General features: G+C 38.4%; 23 protein-coding genes. All 23 read left to right on the forward strand.

The annotated features are described in order from the left end of the window. The first annotated feature begins 19 nt into the window (after window positions 1-19). The 23 genes from G7057_RS09125 to ileS all read left to right on the forward strand — a co-directional run bounded on the left by G7057_RS09125 (window position 20) and on the right by ileS (window position 25,395). Window positions 20-1,207 (forward strand): nucleotidyltransferase, encoded by a 1,188-nt coding sequence (locus G7057_RS09125; protein WP_166163059.1) that lies wholly within the window; start codon window positions 20-22, stop codon window positions 1,205-1,207. Window positions 1,208-1,301: 94 nt separating this feature from the next. Then, a complete protein-coding gene (locus tag G7057_RS09130) occupies window positions 1,302-1,859 on the forward strand; it encodes a YceD family protein (protein WP_166163062.1) in 558 nt (185 codons plus the stop codon). Window positions 1,860-1,907: 48 nt separating this feature from the next. After that, entirely contained in the window at window positions 1,908-2,087 is a 180-nt protein-coding gene (rpmF, locus tag G7057_RS09135) for a 50S ribosomal protein L32 (protein ID WP_126111115.1), read from the forward strand. 148 nt (window positions 2,088-2,235) lie between these two features. Continuing rightward, window positions 2,236-2,610, forward strand: coding sequence for a DUF3397 family protein (locus tag G7057_RS09140; RefSeq protein ID WP_166163065.1), 375 nt, complete (start codon window positions 2,236-2,238; stop codon window positions 2,608-2,610). 338 nt (window positions 2,611-2,948) lie between these two features. Continuing rightward, on the forward strand, window positions 2,949-3,320 hold the full coding sequence (locus G7057_RS11890; protein ID WP_227004592.1) for a glycosyltransferase: 372 nt from the start codon (window positions 2,949-2,951) through the stop codon (window positions 3,318-3,320). A 265-nt stretch (window positions 3,321-3,585) separates the two neighbouring features. After that, window positions 3,586-4,686, forward strand: coding sequence for a glutamine-hydrolyzing carbamoyl-phosphate synthase small subunit (gene carA / locus G7057_RS09150; RefSeq protein WP_166163068.1), 1,101 nt, complete (start codon window positions 3,586-3,588; stop codon window positions 4,684-4,686). Next, on the forward strand, window positions 4,679-7,870 hold the full coding sequence (carB, locus tag G7057_RS09155; RefSeq protein WP_166163071.1) for a carbamoyl-phosphate synthase large subunit: 3,192 nt from the start codon (window positions 4,679-4,681) through the stop codon (window positions 7,868-7,870). Before carA ends, carB begins: the two co-directional genes overlap by 8 nt. A 180-nt stretch (window positions 7,871-8,050) precedes the next feature. Then, a complete protein-coding gene (mraZ, locus tag G7057_RS09160; protein ID WP_166163074.1) occupies window positions 8,051-8,482 on the forward strand; it encodes a division/cell wall cluster transcriptional repressor MraZ in 432 nt (143 codons plus the stop codon). 8 nt (window positions 8,483-8,490) lie between these two features. Beyond that, entirely contained in the window at window positions 8,491-9,438 is a 948-nt protein-coding gene (gene rsmH, locus G7057_RS09165; protein ID WP_166163077.1) for a 16S rRNA (cytosine(1402)-N(4))-methyltransferase RsmH, read from the forward strand. 34 nt (window positions 9,439-9,472) lie between these two features. Next, on the forward strand, window positions 9,473-9,859 hold the full coding sequence (gene ftsL / locus G7057_RS09170) for a cell division protein FtsL (protein WP_166163080.1): 387 nt from the start codon (window positions 9,473-9,475) through the stop codon (window positions 9,857-9,859). After that, window positions 9,856-11,997 (forward strand): penicillin-binding protein, encoded by a 2,142-nt coding sequence (locus G7057_RS09175; protein WP_166163083.1) that lies wholly within the window; start codon window positions 9,856-9,858, stop codon window positions 11,995-11,997. Before ftsL ends, G7057_RS09175 begins: the two co-directional genes overlap by 4 nt. A gap of 80 nt (window positions 11,998-12,077) precedes the next feature. Further along, window positions 12,078-13,043, forward strand: coding sequence for a phospho-N-acetylmuramoyl-pentapeptide-transferase (gene mraY, locus G7057_RS09180; RefSeq protein ID WP_166163086.1), 966 nt, complete (start codon window positions 12,078-12,080; stop codon window positions 13,041-13,043). A gap of 15 nt (window positions 13,044-13,058) precedes the next feature. Beyond that, complete coding sequence (murD, locus tag G7057_RS09185; RefSeq protein WP_166163089.1) at window positions 13,059-14,417, forward strand: UDP-N-acetylmuramoyl-L-alanine--D-glutamate ligase; 1,359 nt, start codon at window positions 13,059-13,061, stop codon at window positions 14,415-14,417. Window positions 14,418-14,463: 46 nt separating this feature from the next. Continuing rightward, window positions 14,464-15,567, forward strand: coding sequence for an undecaprenyldiphospho-muramoylpentapeptide beta-N-acetylglucosaminyltransferase (gene murG, locus G7057_RS09190; protein WP_166163092.1), 1,104 nt, complete (start codon window positions 14,464-14,466; stop codon window positions 15,565-15,567). Between the two features lie 101 nt (window positions 15,568-15,668). Beyond that, window positions 15,669-16,526, forward strand: coding sequence for a cell division protein FtsQ/DivIB (locus tag G7057_RS09195; protein WP_166163095.1), 858 nt, complete (start codon window positions 15,669-15,671; stop codon window positions 16,524-16,526). Window positions 16,527-16,735: 209 nt separating this feature from the next. Further along, window positions 16,736-18,070 carry a cell division protein FtsA gene (gene ftsA, locus G7057_RS09200; protein ID WP_166163098.1) on the forward strand — a complete coding sequence of 445 codons (1,335 nt, stop codon included), beginning with the start codon at window positions 16,736-16,738 and terminating at the stop codon, window positions 18,068-18,070. Window positions 18,071-18,099: 29 nt separating this feature from the next. After that, window positions 18,100-19,362: a cell division protein FtsZ gene (gene ftsZ, locus G7057_RS09205; protein ID WP_166163101.1), complete on the forward strand. Its 1,263-nt coding sequence runs from the start codon at window positions 18,100-18,102 to the stop codon at window positions 19,360-19,362. A 2-nt stretch (window positions 19,363-19,364) separates the two neighbouring features. Then, window positions 19,365-20,036, forward strand: a complete 672-nt coding sequence (locus G7057_RS09210) for a YggS family pyridoxal phosphate-dependent enzyme (protein ID WP_166163104.1) — start codon at window positions 19,365-19,367, stop codon at window positions 20,034-20,036. 34 nt (window positions 20,037-20,070) lie between these two features. Then, window positions 20,071-20,523, forward strand: a complete 453-nt coding sequence (locus tag G7057_RS09215; protein ID WP_166163107.1) for a cell division protein SepF — start codon at window positions 20,071-20,073, stop codon at window positions 20,521-20,523. 45 nt (window positions 20,524-20,568) lie between these two features. Continuing rightward, window positions 20,569-20,856 carry a YggT family protein gene (locus G7057_RS09220; protein WP_166163111.1) on the forward strand — a complete coding sequence of 96 codons (288 nt, stop codon included), beginning with the start codon at window positions 20,569-20,571 and terminating at the stop codon, window positions 20,854-20,856. 19 nt (window positions 20,857-20,875) lie between these two features. Next, a complete protein-coding gene (locus G7057_RS09225; RefSeq protein ID WP_166163114.1) occupies window positions 20,876-21,655 on the forward strand; it encodes a YlmH family RNA-binding protein in 780 nt (259 codons plus the stop codon). Between the two features lie 25 nt (window positions 21,656-21,680). Continuing rightward, window positions 21,681-22,319, forward strand: coding sequence for a DivIVA domain-containing protein (locus G7057_RS09230; RefSeq protein WP_166163117.1), 639 nt, complete (start codon window positions 21,681-21,683; stop codon window positions 22,317-22,319). Between the two features lie 310 nt (window positions 22,320-22,629). Next, entirely contained in the window at window positions 22,630-25,395 is a 2,766-nt protein-coding gene (gene ileS / locus G7057_RS09235) for an isoleucine--tRNA ligase (protein WP_166163120.1), read from the forward strand. Window positions 25,396-25,520 lie beyond the last annotated feature (125 nt).

A 25,520-nucleotide genomic window follows, 5' to 3' on the forward strand; every position in this document is an offset into this window, starting at 1 on the left:
ATGCGTTAGGATGAATGAAATGAAAAGTTGTGGCATTATAGCGGAATATAATCCTTTTCATCATGGGCATGCTTATCAGATCGAACAGGCGCGCAAGCAATCTCAAGCGGATGTGATGATTATTGCGATGAGTGGTAATTTCACTCAAAGAGGTGAACCAGCCATTTTTGATAAGTGGGAGCGGGCTAAGGCAGCACTAGAAAATGGTGCCGACTTAGTGGTTGAACAGTCGGTTTTAGGAAGTGTTCAATCATCAGATTTATTTGCTGAGGCGGGCATTCATCTGCTTGATGCGCTTGGTTGTGACAGCTTTTCATTTGGAGCAGAGACGGCCGATGGTGAACGATTAATTCAGTTAGCTGACCAGTTGATTCAACAAGAAGCCGCTATTAACCATGTTTTTCAAAGTGTTCGAAACGATGGACGGACATATGCGAGCCAAATGACTGATGCGATTCAAGCTGTCTTAGGCTCTAGTAGCCTACCAGAGACGTTTTGGAAAGCAAACAGCCAATTAGGTTTAGCCTACTTGAAAGCAAATCTGAGGGCAACTAGACCCATGGAAGCCTATCTTGTGGAACGCATGGGTGCTGGTCATCAAGGGGAGCTTGATCGAGAACAACAATTTGCTAGCGGAACAGCTATTCGACAATTAATTCATAGCAGAAAGTTTGCTGAAGCCAAACAGTGGATGCCGCTAAAGGATGAGAGCTCTATTGCTCATAGTCCAGCTGCCAGTTGGACTCATTTCTGGCCATTATTACGCTATCGTTTGTTGCTTCTTAGTCCAGAAGAGTTACGTTTGATTTATCAAATGGAAGAGGGAATTGAGCATCGCTTAAAAAAATATGCCGCACAAGCAGATTCTTTTGATTTGTTTATCAATCTAGTAAAAAATAAACGTTGGACTTGGGTTAGACTACAACGGCTAGCGGTGTATGTTTTACTCGATATTCGAAAAGAAATGGTTGCGAGTTATTTTTCACAACCACCACTTATCCGTGTACTAGGTTTTACTGAAAAAGGGCGTCGCCATTTAAAAGCGATAAAAAAAACAACCAATAGTCTGATTTTGACAAATGTGTCTCAAAAAAATCATAGCTATTATGAAAAAGAGATTCAAGCTGATCAAATTTATCAATTTGGCTTGGAGTTAAAACAATCTGAACAAAATTATACGCGTGCACCAATTGTTATTAAGAGTTAAATGAGAAACTTTTCTATAGCTTGTAAAGTAAAAGCCATTGACAAACAATTTTTTCACTAGTATAATTCAATTTGTTATTTTAGGGGTGAAGGAAATGAAGTGGACCTTAAAAGAAATCCAAGAACATCGTGGTGAACCACTACAATTTGACGAAACAGTCAATTGTGAAGCGTCACTGATGAAAAGGGATAGAGAAATCCTGGCAGTTTCAGATATTAAAGCAACTGGTTTTCTATTATATGAAAACCGATCAGTACTTGCCAATTTCCAGATCGATTATACGATCACCCTACCTTCGTCACGTTCATTGGAGCCGGTAGAATTGAAGGTAACTGTACCAATTTTTGAGACTTACGTGGAAGATGAATCGTCATTTGACGCTTCAGAAGAGTCAGTCGATGTGATTATTCCAATTGAGAATAATGAAGTTGATTTGACACCAGCAATAGAAGATATGATTCTATTGAATATTCCTGTTCAAGTTTTCACTGAAGAAGAGCTCAGCTCTGAAGAGATGCCGAAAGGCGCTAATTGGTCAGTTGTGTCTGAAGATGATTACCAGCAAAAACGGGCGCAAGAAAAAGAAGGTCAAGTCGATCCGCGTTTAGCAGATCTAAAGGCTCTTCTGGAAGACGAAGAAAACGAAAGATAAAGTTCTACCTGCTGCTAAAGCAGCAACATTATGGGGAGGTGTAAGGAAATGGCAGTACCTAAAAGAAGAACATCAAAAGCACGTAAAGCTAGAAGACGTACTCATTTTAAATTAGAAGTACCAGGATTGAATGCTTGTCCAAATTGTGGTGAACTTAAAAAGAGCCACCACGTTTGTGCTTCATGCGGTCACTATGACGGCAAAGAAGTTGTATCAAACGAAGCATAATTCCAAAACGATTCAACCGAGTGATATTATATCCTCGGTTTTTTTGTTACCAAAAATTGCTGCTACTTCATTTCATTAAGCTTTCAGCTTATACTTAGCTTATAATAATAGTATCGGTTAGAATAAATGAACGAAAGGACGTGATGGCTTGCAAACTATTGATTTATTTGAAGTATTTTTATATCTTTTCCCGCTTTTAGAAATTATCATCATCTCCCTGTTTTGCAAACCTTTTTTACACTATAAAACATTTAAATTATCTGTGACAGATGTAACTATGCCGATACTCTTATTAGGGATTCACCTACTGAGTGTACGCTTGCTAACATACAGTCTCTTACCAAATTATATCCTTCTTGTTTTTGCTTTAGGATTATTGGTCACACTCTATTTTGATTTTTCTAAAAAAACAGTTAAAGCAAATAAAGTATTTTCAGTGTGGTTAAAAATTGCCTTTATAATTGGTTTTATCATGTATTATGCTATTGTTGCTGCAAGACTTGTTCAACGGATAAGAGGCTAGGTTAACAACGAAGCAGAGGTGGTTAAGGTGAAGATACTGTTATATTCAGAAGCAATGAAATGGATTGAAAAGTCAGGCCTAGGAAGAGCAATCAGCCATCAGAAAAAGCACTAGCAATTAATCAAGTAGCTTATACGACTGATCCTAAAGATTCTTTTGATTGTGTTCATATTAATACTTATTTTTTCAAATCACTCTAACTTGCCAAGCGAATGAATAAAAAAGGGATAGCAGTTGTTTACCATGCACATTCAACAGAAGAAGATTTTAGAAATTCTTTTTTATTTTCTAATGTATTGTCGCCGTTATTTAGGAAATAGAGTATCAGGTGTTATAACTTGGGTGACATTGTCATAACACCAACACCTTATGCCGGGACCGATTTATTTTTCTTTCCTACTTATGAGGAGACAGAAGGCATTGTCCTTTTAGAGGCGATGGCGATGGGGAAGACCTGTCTCATTAGAGACATTCCTATTTACGCAGACTATCAAGATGCTAGTCACCTTTATAAAGCGAGTGATCAAGAGAGTTTTTATACGGCAATTAACCATATTTTAGAAGGAGACTGGCCGTCCTTGCAACAAACTAGTTTACAAGCCGTGCAACAACGCGATATCAAAGAAATTGGAAAACAATTAAAAGAAGCTTATCAAGATGCGATAAAGATAAAACAAGACAAATCCTGCAAAGATGGATCGGAAAGTTGAAAAATAAATCTTTTTTCACTTTTTAATAGAAATCAATTGAAATATAAGTGAGAATATTCTAAAATTAAACTCAGCTATCTCTCATACGAGATATGAAGATAGCGAAAGTCTTTAACTTAGCACAGAGAGGCTAACAAGGCATGCTAAACGATTGATGTTAGACGACCGTTAAAACGCGCCTGGAATAGGTGCGTTTTTCTTACATTCAAATGTTTCATGCGAGGCTGAAAGTTGGACTGTTACTATTAAAGTCGGGAGGAACAATATGAAGCAACGCAGATATTTAGTTTTAGAGGATGGTAGTTATTACCCAGGTTACGCATTCGGATCCGGGGGGGAGACGTTTGGGGAACTTGTTTTCAACACAGGTATGACTGGCTATCAAGAAACATTGTCAGATCCATCGTATGCAGGACAGATTATTACATTTACTTATCCAATGATTGGTAATTATGGTGTCAATGAGGACGATTATGAGGGCGTTCATCCTGGTTTAAAAGGGATGGTTGTTCACGAAGTCGCAGATCACCCTAGTAATTTCCGATCAACCAAAACATTAGATGAAGCATTAAAAGATTTTGGTATTCCAGGGATTCAAGGTGTCGATACGAGAAGTATTACTAAGCGAATTCGTCGTGCTGGCGTCATGCGGGGGGCATTAGTTAACACGATTGATCATTTAGAAGAGACCATTGCATCCTTAACAAGCTATCAATTACCGAAAGATGAGATTGAAAAACGATCAATAACTGAGGCGAAAACCTATGACGGTAACGGCAAACATGTCGTTTTAATTGATTTCGGATCAAAAGAAAACATTTTATCTGAACTGTTAAAACGTGACTGTCGCGTAACCGTTGTTCCTTGGAACACAACAGTAGAAGCTATTCTTGCTTACCAGCCAGATGGTGTTATGTTAAGTAATGGACCTGGGGACCCTACAGCTGTTCCAGAAGCGGTTCAAACCGTTAAGGGGCTGATTACAGAAGACCATTTGCCACTATTTGGTATTTGTTTGGGACATCAGTTAATCGCCTTAGCAGCGGGAGCTAAAACCTACAAATTAAAATTTGGTCATCGTGGCGGCAATCATCCTGTTAAAAATCTAGAAAAAAACAACATTATTTTAACAAGCCAGAACCATGGCTACGCGGTAGATGAATCAAGTTTAGAAGCGACTGATTTTATCGCCACGTATACAGCTTTAAATGACGGTACAAATGAAGGTATAAAACATAAGAGCAAGACAATTTTCTCGGTTCAGTTCCATCCAGAAGCGGCACCAGGTCCGCACGATGCAAACTATCTGTTTGATGAATTTATAGCTGCTTTACAGCCAGCTCAAGGAGGAACTGTTCATGCCTAAACGTACTGATATTAAAACCATTCTAGTAATAGGGTCTGGCCCAATTATTATTGGACAAGCCGCAGAATTTGATTATGCTGGTACGCAAGCTTGTCTGGCATTAAGAGAAGAAGGTTACCGTGTTATCTTAGTGAATTCAAACCCAGCGACCATTATGACGGACGTTGAGATTGCAGACAAAGTTTACATGGAGCCGCTAACGTTAGAATTTATTAGCAATATTATTCGTAAAGAAAGACCAGATGCCTTATTACCAACGCTTGGCGGTCAAACAGGCTTAAATATGGCTGTTGAACTTGATCGCGCTGGTGTCTTAGAGCAATTTCAAGTGGAACTATTAGGAACGAAGTTGAGTTCTATTGAACAGGCTGAAGACCGTGATTTATTCCGTCAATTAATGATGACGTTAAATCAGCCAGTTCCAGAAAGTGATATTGTTCATACGGTTGAGGAAGCAGTGGCTTTCTCTGAAACGGTGGGCTATCCGCTGATTGTGCGTCCTGCCTTTACTATGGGGGGTTCTGGTGGCGGTATTTGTAACGATGAAGAAGAATTACGTGACATTGTAGCAAATGGTTTACGCTATTCACCTGTAACCCAATGTTTGCTTGAAAAATCAATTGCAGGCTTCAAGGAGATTGAATACGAAGTCATGCGCGATAGCAATGACAACGCGATTGTGGTCTGTAACATGGAGAACGTTGATCCTGTTGGCGTTCATACGGGAGATTCTATTGTTGTTGCACCAGCGCAAACCATGTCAGATAAAGAGCATCAAATGCTACGTGATGTGTCATTGCAAATTATTAGAGCGCTAAAAATTGAAGGTGGCTGTAATGTGCAGCTCGCACTCGATCCACATTCCTTTGATTATTATGTTATTGAAGTGAACCCGCGTGTCAGCCGTTCGTCAGCATTAGCTAGCAAGGCAACCGGTTATCCGATTGCTAAAATGGCAGCAAAAATTGCTGTTGGCTTAACCCTTGATGAAATGAAAAATCCGGTAACAGGGACTTCATACGCTGCTTTTGAGCCAACACTAGACTATATTGTTTCAAAAATTCCGCGTTTTCCATTTGATAAATTTGAAAAGGGCGACCGTAGTTTAGGAACACAAATGAAGGCAACTGGTGAAGTAATGGCAATGGGCCATACCTTTGAAGAGTCAATGTTAAAAGCTGTTCGCTCGTTAGAATACGGTGTGCACCATTTAGGATTGCCACAAGCCCAAGCTGAATCAGTAACCATGGAAGAGATTGAATCTCATATTCGTCTTGCTTGTGATGAACGTTTATTCTATATAGGAGAGGCAATGCGTCGTGGTGTAACCGTTGAGACTATTCACGAGTGGAGTACCATTGATTTCTTCTTCCTTTATAAATTTAAACATATTATTGATCTTGAAAAGGAATTAGTTGAGCATCCAAATGATTTAGAGCTATTGGCTGACGTTAAAAAATATGGCTTTAGCGATCAAATTATTTCTGAACTATGGGATATGCCAACTGAAGCCGTTTATAACTTGCGTAAAGCAAATGGCATCGTGCCTGTTTTTAAAATGGTTGACACCTGTGCGGGTGAATTTGAATCTTCAACGCCTTATTTCTACAGTACTTATGAAACTGAACAGGAATCAATTCCAAGTGAACGTGAAAAAATCATTGTTTTGGGTTCGGGACCAATCCGTATTGGGCAAGGTGTGGAGTTTGATTATGCGACCGTTCATGCTGTTTGGGCGATTCAAGAAGCGGGTTATGAAGCGATTGTTATTAACAATAACCCAGAGACTGTTTCAACAGACTTCTCGGTATCGGATAAGCTTTACTTTGAGCCGTTAACGGAAGAAGATGTCATGACCATTATTGATTTGGAGCAACCTAAAGGGGTTGTTGTTCAGTTCGGTGGTCAAACAGCTATTAATCTAGCTGACAAACTGGTTAAATATGGTGTTAATATCTTAGGAACAAGTCTCGAAGACTTGGACCGAGCAGAAGACCGTAAGTTATTCGAACAGTTATTGCGTGATTTAGAGATTCCTCAGGCACCTGGTAAAACAGCCGTTACTGTTGAAGAAGCAGTAGCAGTTGCTGATGAGATTGGCTATCCTGTTTTGGTTAGACCGTCTTATGTACTTGGTGGACGTGCGATGCAGATTGTCTACAATCAAGCTGACCTTGAGCGTTACATGAAGGAAGCTGTTATTGCTAGTCCTGACAGACCAGTTCTAGTTGACCACTACTTAGTAGGGCAAGAGTTAGAAGTGGACGCCATCTGTGATGGCGAAACAGTCGTGATTCCAGGTATTATGGAACATATTGAACGTGCTGGCGTTCACTCTGGTGACTCGATTGCTGTTTATCCACCGCAACGACTAAGTGAAGAGCTACGGAAAACGATTGAAGACTATACGATTCGAGTGGCGCAAGGACTCAATACGGTAGGCTTAGTGAATATTCAATTTGTTATTAGTGATGGACGTGTTTATATTATTGAAGTAAATCCGCGCTCTAGCCGGACCATTCCGTTTTTAAGTAAGGTAACTGCTATCCCGATGGCGAAATTAGCTATGAAGGGTATTTTGGGGCTAAGTTTAAAAGAGGCTGGCTATACAACAGGCCTTGTAGACGATCAAGATGGCGTCTATGTCAAAATGCCAGTGTTTAGTTTTAACAAGCTGAAACAGGTTGATACCGTATTAGGGCCAGAAATGAAATCCACAGGGGAAGCAATTGGGAAGGATATCAACTTACCAAAGGCTTTATACAAAGGGTTCGTTGCGTCAGGCGTTCGTGTGCCGGCTTATGGGGCAGTTTTAATGACTGTAGCTGATAAAGATAAAGAAGAAGCGACAGCGATTGCCAAGCGCTTTGCTCGTGCTGGCTACCGCTTAATTGCAACAAAAGGTACTGCGAAAACTTTAGAAGCAGCTGGACTTGAGGTAGAAACGATTGATAAAATCAACGCTAATAATAATGCTATTTTAGATGCGATTCACAATGGAAGAATCAACTTAGTGGTGAATACGATGACAACAGGGCAAACAAGTGAAACAGCTGGGTTCCTTATTCGTCGAGAAACTGTGGAAAATAATATTCCGTGTTTGACGTCCTTGGATACTGCAGAAGCATTATTGCAGGCTGTTGAAACCACCCATTTCCAATTGGAAGACATGTCTAAAGCATAAAACAATCAAAAAGTGGGAAAATTCCCCACCAACTTAAAAGTTGGTAAATCTTTTAAAATCAATCCTTTTTCTGAATTTAATCAGAAAAAGGATTTTTTTTTGCATTTTTGTGAAATAGGGTGGTGGGAAGTGGGGGAATGTGGTAGACTGAATTCATATTGTAGAGTGGGGTGATTTCTCATGCTGATTGGCGAATATAAACACAATATGGACGCAAAAGGTCGTATTATTATGCCAGCTAAGTTCCGTGAAGAACTTGGTCAGTCGTTCATCCTAACAAGAGGTTTGGATGGGTGTTTATTTGGTTATCCAATGGAACAGTGGGAAATCCTTCAAGAAAAGCTAAAACAACTGCCCCTAGCAAAAAAAGATGCTCGGGCATTCGTCCGTTTCTTTTATTCTGCTGCAACTAAAGCAGAAATTGATAAACAGGGAAGAATTAATGTACCAGCCAATTTAGCTGAGTATGCAAAAATTGAAAAAGAATGTCGTGTTGTCGGCGTGTCAGATCGTATTGAGATTTGGAGTGATACGAAGTGGGAAGATTTTGCTGATATGGCAGCAGACTCGTTTGAAGACATTGCTGAGAGTATGATTGATTTTGGATTGTAGGTGAAAATATGACTGAATTTGAACATTACAGTGTCCTTCTTGATGAATCAATTGAAGGTTTAGCAATTAAGCCAGATGGTATTTATGTTGATTGCACACTTGGTGGCGCAGGCCACAGTCGTAAAATATTAGAAAAATTAAACGAAAACGGTCACTTATATGCCTTTGACCAAGATCGTATCGCTATTGAGAACGCAGAACGCGAACTAGCTCCTTACATTGAAAAAGGGCAAGTCACGTTAATTAAAGAAAATTTCCGTTATTTAAAAGAAGAATTAGAAACAAGAGGTGTTGAAAAAGTTGATGGTATTCTTTATGACCTAGGTGTGTCATCACCGCAACTTGATCAAGCAGAACGTGGCTTTAGCTACCGTTTTGACGCGCCGCTCGATATGAGAATGAATCAAGACCAAGAATTAACTGCTATGACAATTGTGAATGAATGGCCCTATGAAGCTTTAGTAAAAATCTTTTTCCGTTACGGAGAAGAGAAGTTTTCGAAGCAAATTGCCAGACGTATTGAACGTGAGAGAGAAGACCATCAGATTGTAACGACTGGAGAACTTGTTGATATTATTCGTGAGAGTATTCCAGCTCCTGCTAGACGTAAAGGAGGACATCCGGGTAAGCGTATTTTCCAAGCGTTGCGTATCGCTGTAAATGATGAGCTATCTGCTATTTCAGATTCATTAGAAGATGCATTAGAGATGGTAGGCATCGGGGGACGTGTGAGCGTTATTACCTTCCAATCATTGGAAGACCGAATTGTTAAAGTTATGTTTAAGGAAGCATCATCTGTTATGGATGTACCAGCTAATCTACCTGTTTTACCAAAAGATATTGAAGCTGACTTCCGCTTGGTAAACCGTAAACCTATTTTACCGTCAGACTTTGAATTGTCTGAGAATAGACGCTCACAAAGTTCGAAACTACGTATTATTGAGCGAGTGAAATAGGACTTAAACGCATGAAATAGAAGGAGTGGGATATTTGGCAACACCAGAATATGCAGAGTCTACTTATAACCAAACGCTACCGAACTATAGTCCGCAGCCAAGCCAAGAGCCAAAGTCTCCTGAGATAGTTAGACCTAGTAAAAAACCAAGCATCATTACAAAAAAAGAAATCATGACGATGACAGTGGTTGGGGTTACAGCAATTATATTGTTATTTAGCAGTTTGATTACACAAGTCACACTGTCAAATCAGAATCGTAGCTATCAAGATTTACAACAAACAAATGTCATGATTACAACTGAAAATAATAATTTAAGTCAAGAAGTTCAAGAATTATCACGCTACAACCGAGTTATGGAGATTGCAGAAAAACTCGGTTTAAAAATGAATGAAACTAACATAAGGAATGTAAACGAATGAAGGATAAGAATAACCCCCAAAAGAACCGTCGTATAATGACTAAAATTATGATGCTGCTGACGGGATTGATGTTCCTGATCTTTGTTGTTCGCTTCTCAACCATTATGTTAACTAAAAAGGTAGACGGTGTAGATTTAAGTGAACAAATTGATAACTTGTATTCAAGAAGTAGCATCCTGCCTGCAAAAAGAGGAACCATCTATGATATTGGTGGCAATCCTATTGCTATGGATGCTACTTCTTATTCGTTAGTTGGCGTTTTAACAGATAAATGGAGCCAAGACGAAAAAAATCCACAGCACATCATTGACAAAGAACAAACAGCTGAAGCATTAGCGAAGCATATTGATATGTCAAACAGTGAGATTCTATCTCTATTAAATCAAGAAAATGTCGACCAAGTTGAATTTGGTTTGGCAGGTACTAATTTAAGTTATGGTATAAAAGCAGCTATTGAAGAAGAGGAGTTAAATGGTATTTTCTTTGAAGAAACGCCATCTCGTCTCTATCCAAATGGTGTCTTTGCATCTCATCTTGTCGGCTATGCTGCTGTTGATTCTGAATCAGAAGATAGCGTTTTGGTAGGGATGATGGGAATTGAGCAAGCCTTTGATGATTTATTAAATGGTCAAGATGGTAAAGTGACCGATCAAAAAGATTCGCAAGGTTATGGTATCCCAGGGACAGAAGTGGTTCTTGAAGAACCGATTGATGGGAAAGAGATTTATCTAACCTTAGACATGAGGCTACAAACCTATTTGGAAACATTGATGACAAAGGTTTATGAAGAGGCGGAGCCAGAAGAAATGGTTGCCATGCTAGTGAATCCTAAAACAGGAGCCGTTATGGCAGCGACACAACGTCCGACTTTCAATGCGACTACAATGGAAGGCATCGATGAGAGATGGCAAAACCTTTTAGTGGAAGAAGCGTTTGAGCCGGGCTCAACCTTTAAAATATTGACGATTGCTGCTGCAATCAATGAAGGTATTTTTCGTCCGTATGATACCTATCAATCAGGTTCGATTGAGGTAGAAGGCGGCAAGATTAGCGACTACAACTTAGTTGGTTGGGGACCAATTTCATACTTAGAAGGTTTTGGACGTTCAAGTAACGTCATGGTTGTGAAACTCGTTCAAGAAATGGGTTATGATGTTTGGGAAGAATACATGCAAGCATTTGGTATGACAACACCAACAGAATCCAAGCTAGCAAATGAAGCGACAGGTCATTATAACTATGACTACCCATTGGAAAAGGCAAATACCTCATTTGGACAAGGGGTAACCGTAACACCATTCCAGCTTATCCAAGCTTTTACTTCCGTTGCTAATGGTGGAGACATGATGAAGCTAAACTATATTCATAAAATTGTTGATCCTGAAACAGGAGAAGAAACGATCATTGAGCCTGAAAAACTATCCTCTCCAATTACAGCTGAGACAGCTAGTGTCGTATTAGATTATTTGACTACTGTTGTTTATGAAGACTATGGAACAGCCTCTGCTTATGCGATTGATAATGCCACAGTCGGTGTTAAAACTGGGACAGCAGAATTAGTTAATCCGGAGACAGGATTATATTATACAGGACAATATGAATATCTGTATTCAGCAGTTGGTTTTGCACCAGCTGAAGATCCTGATTACATTCTATATGTCACTTTAAAAATGCCAAAAAATAATACAGATAAAAATTTTGTCAACTATTTAACAGATGTCTTTAATCCGATGATGACCCGAGCAGTTTCTTACAGCGAATTAGGAATTGAAACGGATGGTACAACTAAAAAAGGTATGATACCAAAAGTAACAGGTCAATCAAAAGAGGAAGCTATTTCAACTTTAGAAGCAGCAGGCTTTTCATCTGTTAGTCTAATCGGTAGTGGAAGTAGAATTGTCCAACAGTTTCCTTATAATGAGACTGAAGCGCTCTTCAACCAAAAAGTTGTGTTAATGACTGAAGGCGCAATGACTATGCCAGATGTACGTGGTTGGTCCAAAGACGATGTTTTAAAAATTGCCGAATTAACAGGTGTGAGCTTCGAATTTGAGGGAGACGGTTATGTCGTTTACCAACAACTAAATGCTGGTTCATTAATTAATGTTGAAGAATCAATCAAAATTATTTTAGAATAGGAAATGTTAGGCTATAATGTCATACGAAACAGGAAGCAACTAGTGCTTCCTGTTTCGTGAACATTTCGAGGAGGAATATTATGGAGTGGACAGAAATGCTGATACCGTTTGTCTTTAGCTTTGCACTGACAATCAGCATCATGCCGATTTATATTGGCTATTTAAAGATTAGACAGTTTGGTCAAACGACAAGAGAAGAAGGACCTTTATGGCATGAAGCTAAAAGTGGAACACCAACTATGGGTGGTGTTGTTTTTGTTATTGCTGCCATTTTAATTATGATTGCGACAGCAGTATGGAAAACTGTTTTTAACTATTCAATGATCATGCTGATTGTTGTTCTTTTATTTTTTGCACTTATTGGTTTCTGGGATGATTTTATTAGTATCTTTAAAAAACAGAATGAAGGCTTAACATCTAAACAAAAATTCTTGGCCCAAATCGTGGGTTCCATTCTTTTTGTTGGTTTGTTTTATTTAAGCGGCGCTGCACCAACCATTGCATTGCCATTTATTGGGCGTGTAGAAAGTTGGGTGCTTTTTGCTGTCTTTACTATTATCTGGATTACTGGTTTTTCAAATGCGGTTAACTTAACAGATGGATTAGATGGATTAGTAGCTGGAACAGCTAGTGTTGCTTACGCTGCGTATGCTTATATTGCTTATCTACAAAATCAAGTAGAAGTATTGATTTTCTGTCTAGCTGTTATTGGTGGGTTAGTAGGCTTCTTTGTTTTCAATAAAAAGCCAGCCAAAATATTTATGGGAGATGTCGGTTCTCTAGCACTAGGAGCGGGATTAGCGGTTGTTTCTATATCGTTACATCAAGAATGGAGCCTCTTATTAATTGGCTTAATTTTTGTTATCGAAACTGCTAGCGTGATGATGCAAGTGACATCGTTCAAACTGACTGGCAAGAGAATCTTTAAAATGAGCCCGATTCATCATCATTTTGAAATGAGTGGATGGAGTGAGTGGCGTGTCGTTACAACCTTTTGGATTGTGGGACTTATTGCAGCCGTTTTAGGCCTATTACTAATCGTATAATGGAGGAAGCATAGGATGAAAGATACAGTGTTTAAAAATAAGAAAGTACTGGTTCTAGGACTTGCCCTAAGTGGTTTTCATGCTGCAAAATTATTACTAAAATTAGGCGCACTCGTAACCGTCAATGATGCTAAAGAACTTGAAAATAATCCTGATGCTCAAGAATTAGTCGCATCAGGTATTCGAGTGATTGCAGGTCACCATCCAGTAGAATTACTAGATGAGAATTTTTCTTATATCATTAAAAATCCAGGCATACCTTACAGTAATCCTATGTTAGAACGTGCTTCCGAACTAGAGATTCCTATTTTAACGGAAGTTGAACTAGCAGCTGCTATTATGGAAGCAGAATTAATTGCTATTACAGGAACAAATGGGAAAACAACAACAACGACAATGATTCAGGAATTATTAGACTATAAACGCTCAAGCGGGAAGGCATATAAAGCAGGGAATATTGGTATTCCAGCTTCTGCTGTAGCCCAAGAAGCTAAAGCGGGTGATGATATTGTTATGGAATTATCGAGTTTCCAATTAATGGGAATTGACCAACTTCATCCAAAAATTGCTGTCATTACGAATATTACAGAAGCACACCTTGACTACCATGGCACGCGACAAGAGTACGTAAAGGCAAAATTACGAATCACTGAAAATCAAACTGAAGCAGATTACTTAATCTTAAATTGGGACCAAGAGGAATTAAGAGAACTATCTAAGCAATCTAAAGCCCAGATTATTCCATTTTCGCGTCAAACTGAAGTCGAGAACGGTGTCTACATAAAAGATGACATGATTTATTTCAAAGACGAAGCAGTCTGTCCACTCTCAGCACTTCGTGTGCCTGGTAGCCATAATGTTGAAAATGCATTGGCAGCAGTAGCCGTTGCTAAATTGAAAGAAATGAACAACGCTTATATTGCAGAAGCCTTGTCACAGTTTGGCGGCGTTAAACACCGCATTCAGTTTGTCAAAAACGTGAATGGTCGTTCGTTCTATAATGATTCAAAATCAACAAATATCATCGCAGCTCAAACAGCATTAACTAGTTTCCCCGATAAAGACGTTATCCTACTAGCAGGTGGACTTGATCGTGGCAATGGCTTTGATGAACTGTTACCTCATTTAACAGCTGTTAAAGCAATGGTTCTGTTTGGTGAAACAAAAGATAAATTAAAAGCAACTGGTGAAAAAGCCGGCATTTCAACGATTATATTAACTGACAATGTGACAACTGCTGTAGCAGAAGCTTATCAGATTAGTCAAGAAGATGATATCATCCTCCTATCACCAGCTTGTGCGAGTTGGGATCAATATAAAAACTTTGAAATTCGAGGAGACCAATTTATTGAAGCAGTTGAAGGCTTAGAATAAATTTAACTATGAAAAGAGGTGACGAGCTAATTTAGCTCTCATACTTATGAAACTATTACTATCAGGTGGCGGAACAGGTGGTCACATCTATCCAGCGTTAGCATTAGCAAAACGGATTAAAGAACAGCACCCAGATGCTGAATTTTTATATGTCGGTACAGACAAAGGGTTAGAAAGTACAATAGTCCCTAAAGCAGGGATTGCCTTTAAGTCTGTTGAGATTCAAGGTTTAAAACGTTCCTTATCATTAGATAACCTCAAAACAGTTTATTTAATGTTAACGAGTGTTTCTAAATCAAAAAAAATCATTAAAGATTTTCAACCCGACGTGGTGATTGGAACAGGTGGATACGTTTGTGCACCCGTTCTATACGCAGCTGCCAAACTTAATATCCCAACGATTATTCACGAGCAAAACTCAGTTGCCGGTGTGACAAATAAATTTTTAGCTCGCTATGTTAATAAAATTGCGCTTTGTTTTGAAGATGCTAAAGATGACTTTCAAAAATACGCCGACAAACTAATTGTCACAGGAAATCCACGTGCCCAAGAAGTTGCTCAAATAAGTGAAACAACACCGCTTTCTGAATTTGGCTTAGATGATACGCGTCCTACCGTACTTGTCTTTGGGGGCAGTCGGGGAGCAGAAAAAATCAATCAGTCAATGATTGAAGCTGCTAAGCATTTCCAAGATAAAGATTATCAAGCGTTGTTAGTGACAGGAGAGCGTCATTTTGATGCTATTCAAGCTCAAATTGAGATGATTCAGCCAACCATTACGAATGTAAAGGTTGTTCCTTATATTGAGAATATGCCTGCTTTGTTTAAGAGCATTGATTTAGTTGCTTGCCGAAGTGGTGCAACCACACTAACTGAATTAACAGCTCTAGGAGTAGCAAGTATTTTAATTCCGAGTCCTTATGTCACCAATAACCATCAGTTGAAAAATGCAGAGAGTTTGTCTCATAACCAAGCTGCTGAAATTTTAGAAGAAAAAGACTTAAACGGCAGTAGCCTGTTTACTTTGATTGATGATTTGTTGTCGGATGATGAAAAGAGAGCAGCTATGGCAGATCGTGCTAAAGCATTAGGTGTTCCTGATGCGGCCGACCGTCTGTACCAGCTAGTAGATGAACTGATGACACAATAATGTAAAATGAACGAAACAATACTAACAACAAAAAGGGCCTATCTTAGGATAGAATAGATAATGATACTAAGATAGGCTGATGATTGAGGAGGTGTAGGAAGGTGTTTCAACGAAATAAGCAAGCTAAGCAGAAAAAAAGGAAACCAATAGATAGTAAGCCGGTATACAGTTCTTCTATAAGAGAGGTAGCTGATCATAACGATTCATCGACATCTAAAAAGCCTCATTACTTATGGCTTTATGCTTTTTTTGTGCTTGGCTTATCAACAAGCGGATATTTGCTTTCTCCTTATGGAAGAGTTAACCAACTCTATGTTGAAGGGGAAACCATTGTTCCAGAGCAACTAATTATGGAAGCGAGCCAGATTACATCCAAACAAACTGTAATCGGAACACTGTCTAATCGCGTTGCTATTGAAGCACAAATTCAAGCTGCTTTACCTCAAATCAGAATGGCAGATGTTGGTATCCAAGGCATAAATGATATTGTTGTTCACGTAGCTGATTATCAAACGGTCGCTTACATTGACAATGGCAATCGCTATCAGAGTGTTTTAGAAAATGGTGTCATTTTATTAGATGACTTAACGGTTCCACTAGGAAATCGCCCGTTAATTAAAGGCTTCGAGTCCGGATCTACACTAAATAAGTTTATTACAGAATTTAGTAAGGCCTCTAGTGATATTCAAGATAGTATATCTGAAATCACCTATAAAGGAAGCGAGGAAAATCCGTATTCTATTACAATCCATATGAATGATGGCAATCAAGTGAAAGCTAACCTCAATGAGTTCATTAGCAAAATGAACTATTATCCTGTTATACTTGAGGAGTTGGGTGGCCAAAAAGGCATTATTGACATGGAAGTAGGGGTGTTTTTCACACCTTTTGTATCTGAAGAAAGAGCTCAGGAAGACAGTCATGAAACTGTTGATAATGAAGATTTAAACGAAGAATAAAAGAGTTTTAAACTTAATAAAAGTTTTAATGGATTAATCTTTAAAAACCTTAAAAATAAAAGGTTGTTGTGCTAAAATAGGTAAGGTATAAGTAATTTTAAAAAAGACAAAGAAATGACGAACAGAAGTCATACTGAACAGTCATAAAAAATCGTAAGTCGTTCCTTCAGTATGTGAATGCAATAGGAAATCGGAGGTTTCAATAAGATATGAAAAATCAAGGTTTGTTTGTCAGCCTAGACATTGGAACCACTTCAATAAAAGTCGTTGTAGCAGAATATGTAAACAATCAATTAAACATTATTGGAGTAGGTAATGAAGTATCGAAAGGCCTCAATCGTGGTATTATCGTCGATATTGATGAAACGGTCAATTCAATTAAACGTGCGGTTGAGCAAGCAGAAAGAAAAGCAAATATTAAAATAAGAGACGTTATTGTTGGTATTCCAGGAAATCAAATCAGCATCGAACCTTGCCACGGCATGTACGGTGTTGCAAGTGAGAATAAAGAAATAACTAATGAAGACGTTCAAAATGTCTTCAATGCAGCAAGAGTGCGCGCATTACCGCCAGAACGCGAAATCATTTCTGTTATTCCAGAAGAATTCATTGTAGATGGCTTTGATGGCATTAGAGACCCAATTGGTATGATTGGGGTTCGTTTAGAACTTTATGCTAGCATGATAACAGGACCAAAGACGATTGTTCATAATATCAAACGTTGCGTTGAACGTGCAGGTCTTATTATTCAAGATATGGTTGTTCAACCACTTGCTGTTTCAAGTATCGCAATGAACAAAGGTGAACGCGATTTTGGAACAATCTTAGTAGATATGGGTGGCGGACAAACGACCGCATCTGTTATGCATGATGATCAATTGAAATTTGTTTATGTTGATCAAGAAGGCGGAAGCTTAATTACAAAAGATATTTCAATCATTTTGAATACCACTTTAGAAAACGCTGAAAAAATTAAACGTGAATACGGTTATGCGATTCCTGCAGATACATCTGATGTAGAATATTTCCCAGTAGATGTAATTGGTAAAGAAGAGCCCGTTCGTGTTGATGAAAAATACCTTTCAGAAATTATCGAGGCTCGCGTGATCCAAATTCTTGATAACGTTAAACGAGCACTGGATCAAGTTGAAGCTTTTGACTTGCCAGGTGGTGTTATTTTAACAGGTGGTGGTGCTGCTCTTCCGGGTGTGATGGAATTAGCAGAAGAGATGTTTGGATGCAGCGTGAAAATGTATATCCCAGAACAAATGGGTATGCGAAATCCTATTTTTGCAACGAGTCTTGGTTTAATCAAGTATGTTGGCGAGCAAGATGCTATTTACCAAGTTGCTAAGAATAGAGTCGTTCAACGACCAGCAGCTCAACCACAGCAAGTCAAACAAAATGTTGTGTCTATGCAACAAAAAGAAGCACCAGTTTATTCGGAACCTCCTGTAGAAGAAGAATACAACTACGAAGAAGAAAGCAAGAAAGATTCAATTGTTAATCAATTTAAACAATTTATTCATTCAATCTTTGAATAAGAAACGATAGATAAGTAGGAGGAAATATAATGGAACTTGAATTTGATTCAATCATGAGCGGCGGCGCTAAAGTAAAAGTAATCGGTGTAGGTGGAGCAGGTGGAAACGCCGTAAATCGTATGATCGCTGACGATGTTAAAGGTGTAGAATTTATCGTAGCAAATACAGATACACAAGCATTAAATGCTTCACAAGCAGAAACAAAAATCCAACTTGGACCTAAATTAACAAAAGGGTTGGGAGCAGGTTCTATTCCTGATGTAGGCCGTAAAGCAGCTGAAGAGAGTGAAGCACAATTAGCAGAAGCACTATCTGGTGCGGATATGATTTTTGTAACATGTGGAATGGGTGGCGGTACTGGTACTGGTGCAGCACCAATCGTTGCAAAAATTGCTAAAGACCAAGGGGCATTGACTGTTGGTGTTGTAACACGTCCGTTTAGCTTTGAAGGACCAAAAAGAGGACGTTACGCTGCAGAAGGTATTGCAGAATTAAAAGCTAACGTTGATACATTAGTAATTATTTCAAACAACCGCTTATTAGAAATTGTTGATAAAAAGACACCAATGTTGGAAGCATTTAATGAAGCTGACAATGTATTGCGTCAAGGTGTTCAAGGTATTTCAGACTTAATTACATCACCAGGTTACGTAAACTTAGACTTTGCCGATGTGAATACAGTTATGAAGGACCAAGGTTCAGCATTGATGGGTATCGGTGTGGCATCTGGTGAAAACCGTACGGCAGAAGCAACGAAAAAAGCTATTTCTTCACCATTACTAGAAGTTTCAATCGATGGCGCAGAACAAATCCTATTGAATATTACAGGTGGTGCGGACTTAACATTGTTCGAAGCACAAGATGCGAGCGACATTGTTGCACAAGCATCAACATCTGAAGTTAATATTATCTTCGGTACGTCAATTAACGAAGCATTGGGCGATGAAGTTGTTGTTACAGTTATCGCTACTGGTATTGATTCGGAGAAACGTAAAGAAGAAAAAAAGTCCAACGCGCGTGGAGGGAGCCCTTTTAAAGGACGTAAAGATGTTACATCAACCCCTGCACCAACATTTCAAGAACCAGCTGTAACTGAAACAGAAAAAGAAAAAGACTTGTTTGGAGATTGGGATATCCGTAGAGATAACAGTCCGAGAGAAACAACTTCAAGAGAAGTAAGCCCAGAACCAACTCAAGAAAACTACTCACGCTACCAACAACATGAAGATGTATCAGATTCAGATGACGATCAATTAGAAACACCACCATTTTTCCGTAAGAGACGTAGATAAAAATGACTATTATTTCTAATTGTCAAAGAATTGAATCTCGTATTCAAGACTCGGTTGCAACAGTAAATCGCCATGCTGACGAAGTGACTTGTGTGGCAGTAACGAAACAACGACCTGTTGCAGATTTACAAGCCCTTTACGAAGTCGGTTATCGTCATTTTGGAGAAAATCGCCCAGAAGGTCTTCTTGAAAAGCAGTCTGCTTGCCAGCAAGAAGATATTAAGTGGCATTTTATAGGGTCATTGCAAACGAGAAAAGTGAAGCAGATTATCAATCAAATCGATTATCTTCATTCTTTGGATAGAGAATCGTTGGCTAAAGAAATAAATAAACGAGCAGAACGTCCAGTGGCATGTTTTGTGCAAGTTAACGTATCAGGAGAGACTTCTAAAAGTGGAGTTTCTCCTGAACGTTTAGAATCGTTTATTGATGAGCTGGCTATCTATCCCAATGTTTTGGTAGTAGGATTAATGACAATGGCTCCTATTGAAGCTAATGCAAATGAGTTGAGTGTTTACTTTAAACGCTTAAAGAGTTTGCAGGAAGAAATAGCAGCTAAAAAGTTATCTTTTGCACCTTGTACGCAAACAAGTATGGGCATGAGTGGGGATTATCAAATCGCTATTCAAGAAGGTGCATCATTTGTTCGCATTGGATCTGCTTTTTTTGATTAAAAGCAGATAATCACGAAAGAATAGAGGGAATAGCTTGAGCCTAAAAGATATGATCAGGAACTTTTTTGGTTTAGATGAAGAAACTCCGGAATGGGAAGAACAATCAGAACACTATGACACTGTTCATTTTCAACAGGAACAACCGACTAGACACGCTGTTCCATCACAAAAAATGAAGTCAAAAGTTATTCCAATGAACCAGAGAAGTCAATCTCAAAAAGCAAGTATTCATGTAATCGAGCCGAGAGTCTTTACAGAAGCAGAGCAAATTGCAGATTACTTATTAAATAATGATTCAGTCCTTTTAAATTTTAAACGAATGGAAAAGGATCAAGCATCTAAAGTCATTGATTTTATTGCAGGGGCTGTTTATGCCGTAAATGGTGATATTCAGCAAGTTGGCGAAGGTATTTTCTTATGTACACCAGCTAATTTTGAAATTGCCAACAGAGAAGTAGGAGAAAGTCAGACAGAATACTACTTCTAGTTGAGAATAATAACTGTACTTCCAAGGAAGAGAAAGGAGGATGGAATGGTAAGGATTATTTTATTTTTAATGTACCTCGTTCCACGAGTCATTAATATTTATTCAGGAATTTTAGCTATATATGCTCTAATGACATGGTTGCCAAATGCCTTATCTTCAAAATTCGGCCAGCTGATTACACGGATTGTTGAACCTTATCTCAGCATCTTCTATCGATTGATTCCTTCAGTCGGCATGGTAAGTTTCAGTGTGTTATTTGCTATTTTATTTTTACGCCTAGTCAATTATGGCGCATATGTTGTCTTATTATTCCTTCTTCAATTATTTAGTTAATCGAAAAGGAGGCGGGTAAATGGAGCAGCTGTATCAACATTTTCGTAAAGAAGAACAGAGCTTTATTGATTTAGTTGAATCTTGGATTATTCAAGTTCAGGAGCAGTATTCACCTTACCTAACTGATTTTTTAGATCCAAGACAACAATATATTATTGAAATGCTTATTGGAAAAAAAGGAGAAGTTCGTGTTTCTTTTTTTGGCGGCTATGAGGCAGCAGAACGGAAACGAGCGATTCTCTATCCGGAATATTTCGAGCCGCAACAGGAAGATTATGAGCTTCAATTAGTAGAGATTAACTACCCTGTTAAATTTACACAGTTAACTCATGGTAAAATTCTGGGCACCTTAGTTGGCGCAGGTGTTAAACGTGAAGTATTTGGTGACATCATGTCTGACGGTGAAAGATGGCAATTTTTTACTGTAGAGTCAGTCTTTCAGTTTGTGAAGCTTCAAGTCACTAAAATGGGGAATATCACTGTTCGTTTAGAGGAACGTGATTATACTGACCTTATCCAACCCATTGATGATTGGACCATTGAACAAGACACCGTTAGTTCGTTGAGAATTGATACCGTCATATCATCGGTCTATAATATCTCACGACAGCGTGCTAAGGAATTAGTAGGGTCTGGCAAGGTCAAATTAAATTGGACCCAACACGATCGACCAGATTTTGAACTGGGTATTTTTGATATTATTTCTATTCGTGGCTACGGCCGTATACAAATACGAGCCATTCAAGGAAAGTCTAAAAAAGACAAGTGGCGAATTGAGATAGGCGTTCTACGCAAGTAATTTAAGTTGAAAGGGATGATTAAGAATGTCATTAACACCATTAGATATTCAACATAAAGAATTCGAGTCAAAATTTAAGGGATACAGCAAAGATGAGGTAGATGATTTTCTAGACCTTATCAAAAAAAATTATGAGCAAGTTCTAAAAGAAAACAAAGATTTAGAGAAACAAGTGAAATTTGCAGAAGAAAAAATTGAACATTTCCAAAATCTTCAAGATGCTCTTAATAAGTCAATTGTTGTCGCACAAGATGCAGCGGATCGCTTAAAAGAAAACGCTCGTAAAGAAGCAGAAATTATCCTATTTGAAGCAGAAAAAAGTGCAGACCGTTTATTAAAAGAAGCTGCTGAAAAAGCAACTCAAATTAATCACGAAACAGATAATGTTCGTCGTGAGAGCCGTAACTTTAAACAAAAACTGCAAGTATTGGTAGAATCACAGTTAAACTTAATTAAGAATGAAGAGTGGGAATTAGTATTAAATACAGTTCCTGAAAAGTATGTCCCAACACCGACACTGGATGATGTCTTGAATAATCGTACGCGTAAGGTGGATGATTTAATGGCAGAAACTGGTTTTGAAACGACAGAATCATCAGAAAAAGATGAGCAATCAGAAGAAGGTCAAGTAGAAGCTATTGATATTTCAGTAGAAAACAAGTAAAATCAAACTAATTGATGATTGGAACACCCAATGATTAGATACTTTTAAGCGAATTGGCAGCTGGTGAAAGGCCAATAGTCCCTGTAATCAACGGATCATCCATGAAATATGAGCTGAACATCCAATGATTGGATTAGTAGGTTAATCGCCTGAACAGCGTTAACGGTTCCTAAAGAAAGCAGTATTATGAATTTTTTGCTTTGAATTTGGGTGGTACCACGAAGACTTCGTCCCTTTTGAGGACGGAGTCTTTTTATTTTGCTGTAAAAAGAAGGCTAAACAATAATAATAAAATGGAGGAATATAGTTCATGAAAATGAAAGATACTTTGCTATTGGGAAAAACTGCTTTTCCAATGAAAGCAAATTTACCGGTTCGCGAACAAGAACGTGAAAAAGAGTGGGAAGAACAACAGGTTTACGACAAACGTCAAGAAAAGAATGCTGGGAAACCAACATTTGTCTTACATGATGGCCCGCCATATGCCAATGGTGCTGTTCATATGGGACATGCCTTAAACAAAATCAGTAAAGATTTTATTGTTCGTTCAAAATCAATGTCTGGTTTCCGTTCACCTTATGTGCCAGGATGGGACACACATGGTTTACCGATTGAACAAGCCCTAACCAATACAGGTGTTAACCGTAAACAAATGAGTTTAGCAGAATTCCGAAAACTGTGTGAAGATTATGCATGGAAACAAATTGACGGTCAACGTACTGTTTTCAAACGTTTAGGTGTGACCGGTGAATGGGATAACCCATATGTGACTTTAACACCAGAATACGAAGAAGGCGAAATCCGTGTGTTTGGTAAAATGGCTGAGAAAGGCTACATCTACAAAGGTCTAAAGCCAATTTATTGGTCACCATCAAGTGAATCATCACTTGCAGAAGCTGAAATTGAATACAAAGATATTAAATCAGCTTCAATCTATGTGTCATTCCCAGTAAAAGACGGTAAAGGCTTTTTAGATACAGATACCTCATTTATTATCTGGACAACAACACCATGGACATTACCAGCAAACCTAGGTATCTCTGTTCATGCTGATTTCAATTATTCTGAAATTGAAGCTGATGGCCGTAAATTTATTGTAGCAACTGACCTGCTAGAAACCGTTAAAAACGAAATCGGTTGGGAATCAGTAACAACATTGAGAGAATTCAAAGGGGCAGAAATGGAATACATGACTGCTCAACACCCATTTTATGACCGTGAATCACTTGTCATGGTAGGAGACCACGTCACACTTGAAGCAGGTACTGGTTTAGTTCATACTGCGCCAGGACATGGTGATGATGACTACATTATCGGTAAAAAATATGGCTTAGATGTTCTATCACCAGTAGATGACCGTGGTTGCTATACTGATGAAGCGCCTGGTTTTGAAGGTATTTTTTACGATAAAGCAAACAAAATGATTACAGAATTATTGGAAGAAAAAGGACAGCTATTGAAACTAGATTTCTTTGAACATAGCTACCCACATGACTGGCGTACGAAGAAACCAGTTATTTTCCGTGCTACACCACAATGGTTTGCATCAATCAGTAAATTCCGTCAAGATATTCTTGATGAAATTGAAAAAGTAGACTGGATCCACCCATCAGGAAAAGTACGTATCCATAATATGATTCGTGACCGTGGCGACTGGGTAATCTCTCGTCAACGTGTTTGGGGTGTACCGCTACCTATTTTCTACGCAGAAAATGGTGAAGCTATTATTACACCAGAAACAATCGATCATGTCGCAACATTGATTGGTCAAGAAGGATCAAATGTGTGGTTTGAGCGTGAAGCGAAAGACTTATTGCCAGCAGGCTTTACACATCCAGGTAGCCCAAATGGTCTCTTTACTAAAGAAACAGATATTATGGACGTATGGTTTGATTCAGGTTCTTCTCATGAGTCAGTTTTACGTAACAGAGAGAACTTAACCTTCCCAGCAGATATGTATTTAGAAGGTTCTGACCAATACCGCGGATGGTTTAACTCTAGTTTAACAACGAGTGTTGCCATTAACGGTGAAGCACCTTATAAGAGTGTCTTATCACAAGGATTTGTTCTAGATGGTGAAGGCCGTAAAATGAGTAAATCACTTGGAAATACGATTTTACCTGAAAAAGTTGTTAAAAATATGGGAGCAGATATTATTCGTCTATGGGTTTCAAGTGTGGACTACGAATCAGACGTACGTGTCAGCGATGATATTTTAAAACAAGTATCAGAAACATACCGTAAAATCCGAAACACTATGCGTTTCTTGATCGGAAATACAGAAGACTTTAATCCAGCAGAACACCGTGTCGCTTATGAAGACTTACGTTCAGTTGATAAGTTTATGTCAATCCGTCTAAATCAAATTATTGAAACATGTCTAAAGGCTTATGAAGATTACCGTTTCTCAACAATCTATCAAACGATTATGAACTTCTGTACTGTTGAGTTATCATCATTCTACTTAGACTTTGCTAAAGATGTGGTCTATATTGAACGTGAAAACGATGCAGTGAGACGTTCTATGCAAACTGTTTTCTATGATGCTTTAGTAGCAATCACAAAACTGTTGACACCAATTATTACGCATACAACAGAGGAAATTTGGACATACTTGAAAGAAGAAGAAGAGTATGCACAATTAGCAGAATTACCTGAAGCTGTATTTGCAGCTGATAAAGATGAGATTCTTGAACAATGGAATAGCTTTATGTCATTACGTCAAAGCATCTTAAAATCACTAGAAGAAGCACGTAGCGAAAAAGTAATCGGTAAATCGTTTGAAGCTCATTTAAATCTATTTGTTTCACAAGAAGTAAAAGACTTATTTGAATCGATTGATACTGACTTAGCTCAACTATTTATCGTGTCTCAAGTGACTCTTCATGATGAAGCAGATGCTGAAAATGGTATGCGCGTTGTCGTTGAGCACGCTCATGGCGAAACTTGCGACCGTTGCCGTATCATTAAAGAAGAAGTAGGGACGATTGAAGCAGCGCCAACATTATGTAGCCGTTGTGCGGACATTGTTATTAATGATTTTCCAGAAGCATTAACAACTGAAGAAGAGCAATAAGATTAGAGCGTGTAGGGAAATTCCTACACGCTCTTTTAATTATGAACAAAATGTTAACTATTATCCTGCTTATGAAACCGTTTTACGAAAGAAACTTGCATTTTATAGTGAACTTTATTATACTT

This window comes from Jeotgalibaca arthritidis (assembly GCF_011100465.1).
Taxonomy (GTDB): Bacteria; Bacillota; Bacilli; order Lactobacillales; family Aerococcaceae; genus Jeotgalibaca; species Jeotgalibaca arthritidis.

Excerpts from the sequence above, each read along its gene's own strand:
- mraY (WP_166163086.1), top strand. The coding sequence starts at position 12,078 with ATGGAGTGGACAGAAATGCTGATACCGTTTGTCTTTAGCTTTGCACTG.
- mraZ (WP_166163074.1), top strand. The coding sequence starts at position 8,051 with ATGCTGATTGGCGAATATAAACACAATATGGACGCAAAAGGTCGTATT.
- G7057_RS09230 (WP_166163117.1), top strand. The coding sequence starts at position 21,681 with ATGTCATTAACACCATTAGATATTCAACATAAAGAATTCGAGTCAAAA.
- G7057_RS09220 (WP_166163111.1), top strand. The coding sequence starts at position 20,569 with ATGGTAAGGATTATTTTATTTTTAATGTACCTCGTTCCACGAGTCATT.
- murD (WP_166163089.1), top strand. The coding sequence starts at position 13,059 with ATGAAAGATACAGTGTTTAAAAATAAGAAAGTACTGGTTCTAGGACTT.
- ileS (WP_166163120.1), top strand. The coding sequence starts at position 22,630 with ATGAAAATGAAAGATACTTTGCTATTGGGAAAAACTGCTTTTCCAATG.
- carB (WP_166163071.1), top strand. The coding sequence starts at position 4,679 with ATGCCTAAACGTACTGATATTAAAACCATTCTAGTAATAGGGTCTGGC.
- G7057_RS09210 (WP_166163104.1), top strand. The coding sequence starts at position 19,365 with ATGACTATTATTTCTAATTGTCAAAGAATTGAATCTCGTATTCAAGAC.
- ftsZ (WP_166163101.1), top strand. The coding sequence starts at position 18,100 with ATGGAACTTGAATTTGATTCAATCATGAGCGGCGGCGCTAAAGTAAAA.
- G7057_RS09130 (WP_166163062.1), top strand. The coding sequence starts at position 1,302 with ATGAAGTGGACCTTAAAAGAAATCCAAGAACATCGTGGTGAACCACTA.
- rpmF (WP_126111115.1), top strand. The coding sequence starts at position 1,908 with ATGGCAGTACCTAAAAGAAGAACATCAAAAGCACGTAAAGCTAGAAGA.
- carA (WP_166163068.1), top strand. The coding sequence starts at position 3,586 with ATGAAGCAACGCAGATATTTAGTTTTAGAGGATGGTAGTTATTACCCA.
- G7057_RS09225 (WP_166163114.1), top strand. The coding sequence starts at position 20,876 with ATGGAGCAGCTGTATCAACATTTTCGTAAAGAAGAACAGAGCTTTATT.
- ftsA (WP_166163098.1), top strand. The coding sequence starts at position 16,736 with ATGAAAAATCAAGGTTTGTTTGTCAGCCTAGACATTGGAACCACTTCA.
- G7057_RS09175 (WP_166163083.1), top strand. The coding sequence starts at position 9,856 with ATGAAGGATAAGAATAACCCCCAAAAGAACCGTCGTATAATGACTAAA.
- rsmH (WP_166163077.1), top strand. The coding sequence starts at position 8,491 with ATGACTGAATTTGAACATTACAGTGTCCTTCTTGATGAATCAATTGAA.
- G7057_RS09125 (WP_166163059.1), top strand. The coding sequence starts at position 20 with ATGAAAAGTTGTGGCATTATAGCGGAATATAATCCTTTTCATCATGGG.
- murG (WP_166163092.1), top strand. The coding sequence starts at position 14,464 with ATGAAACTATTACTATCAGGTGGCGGAACAGGTGGTCACATCTATCCA.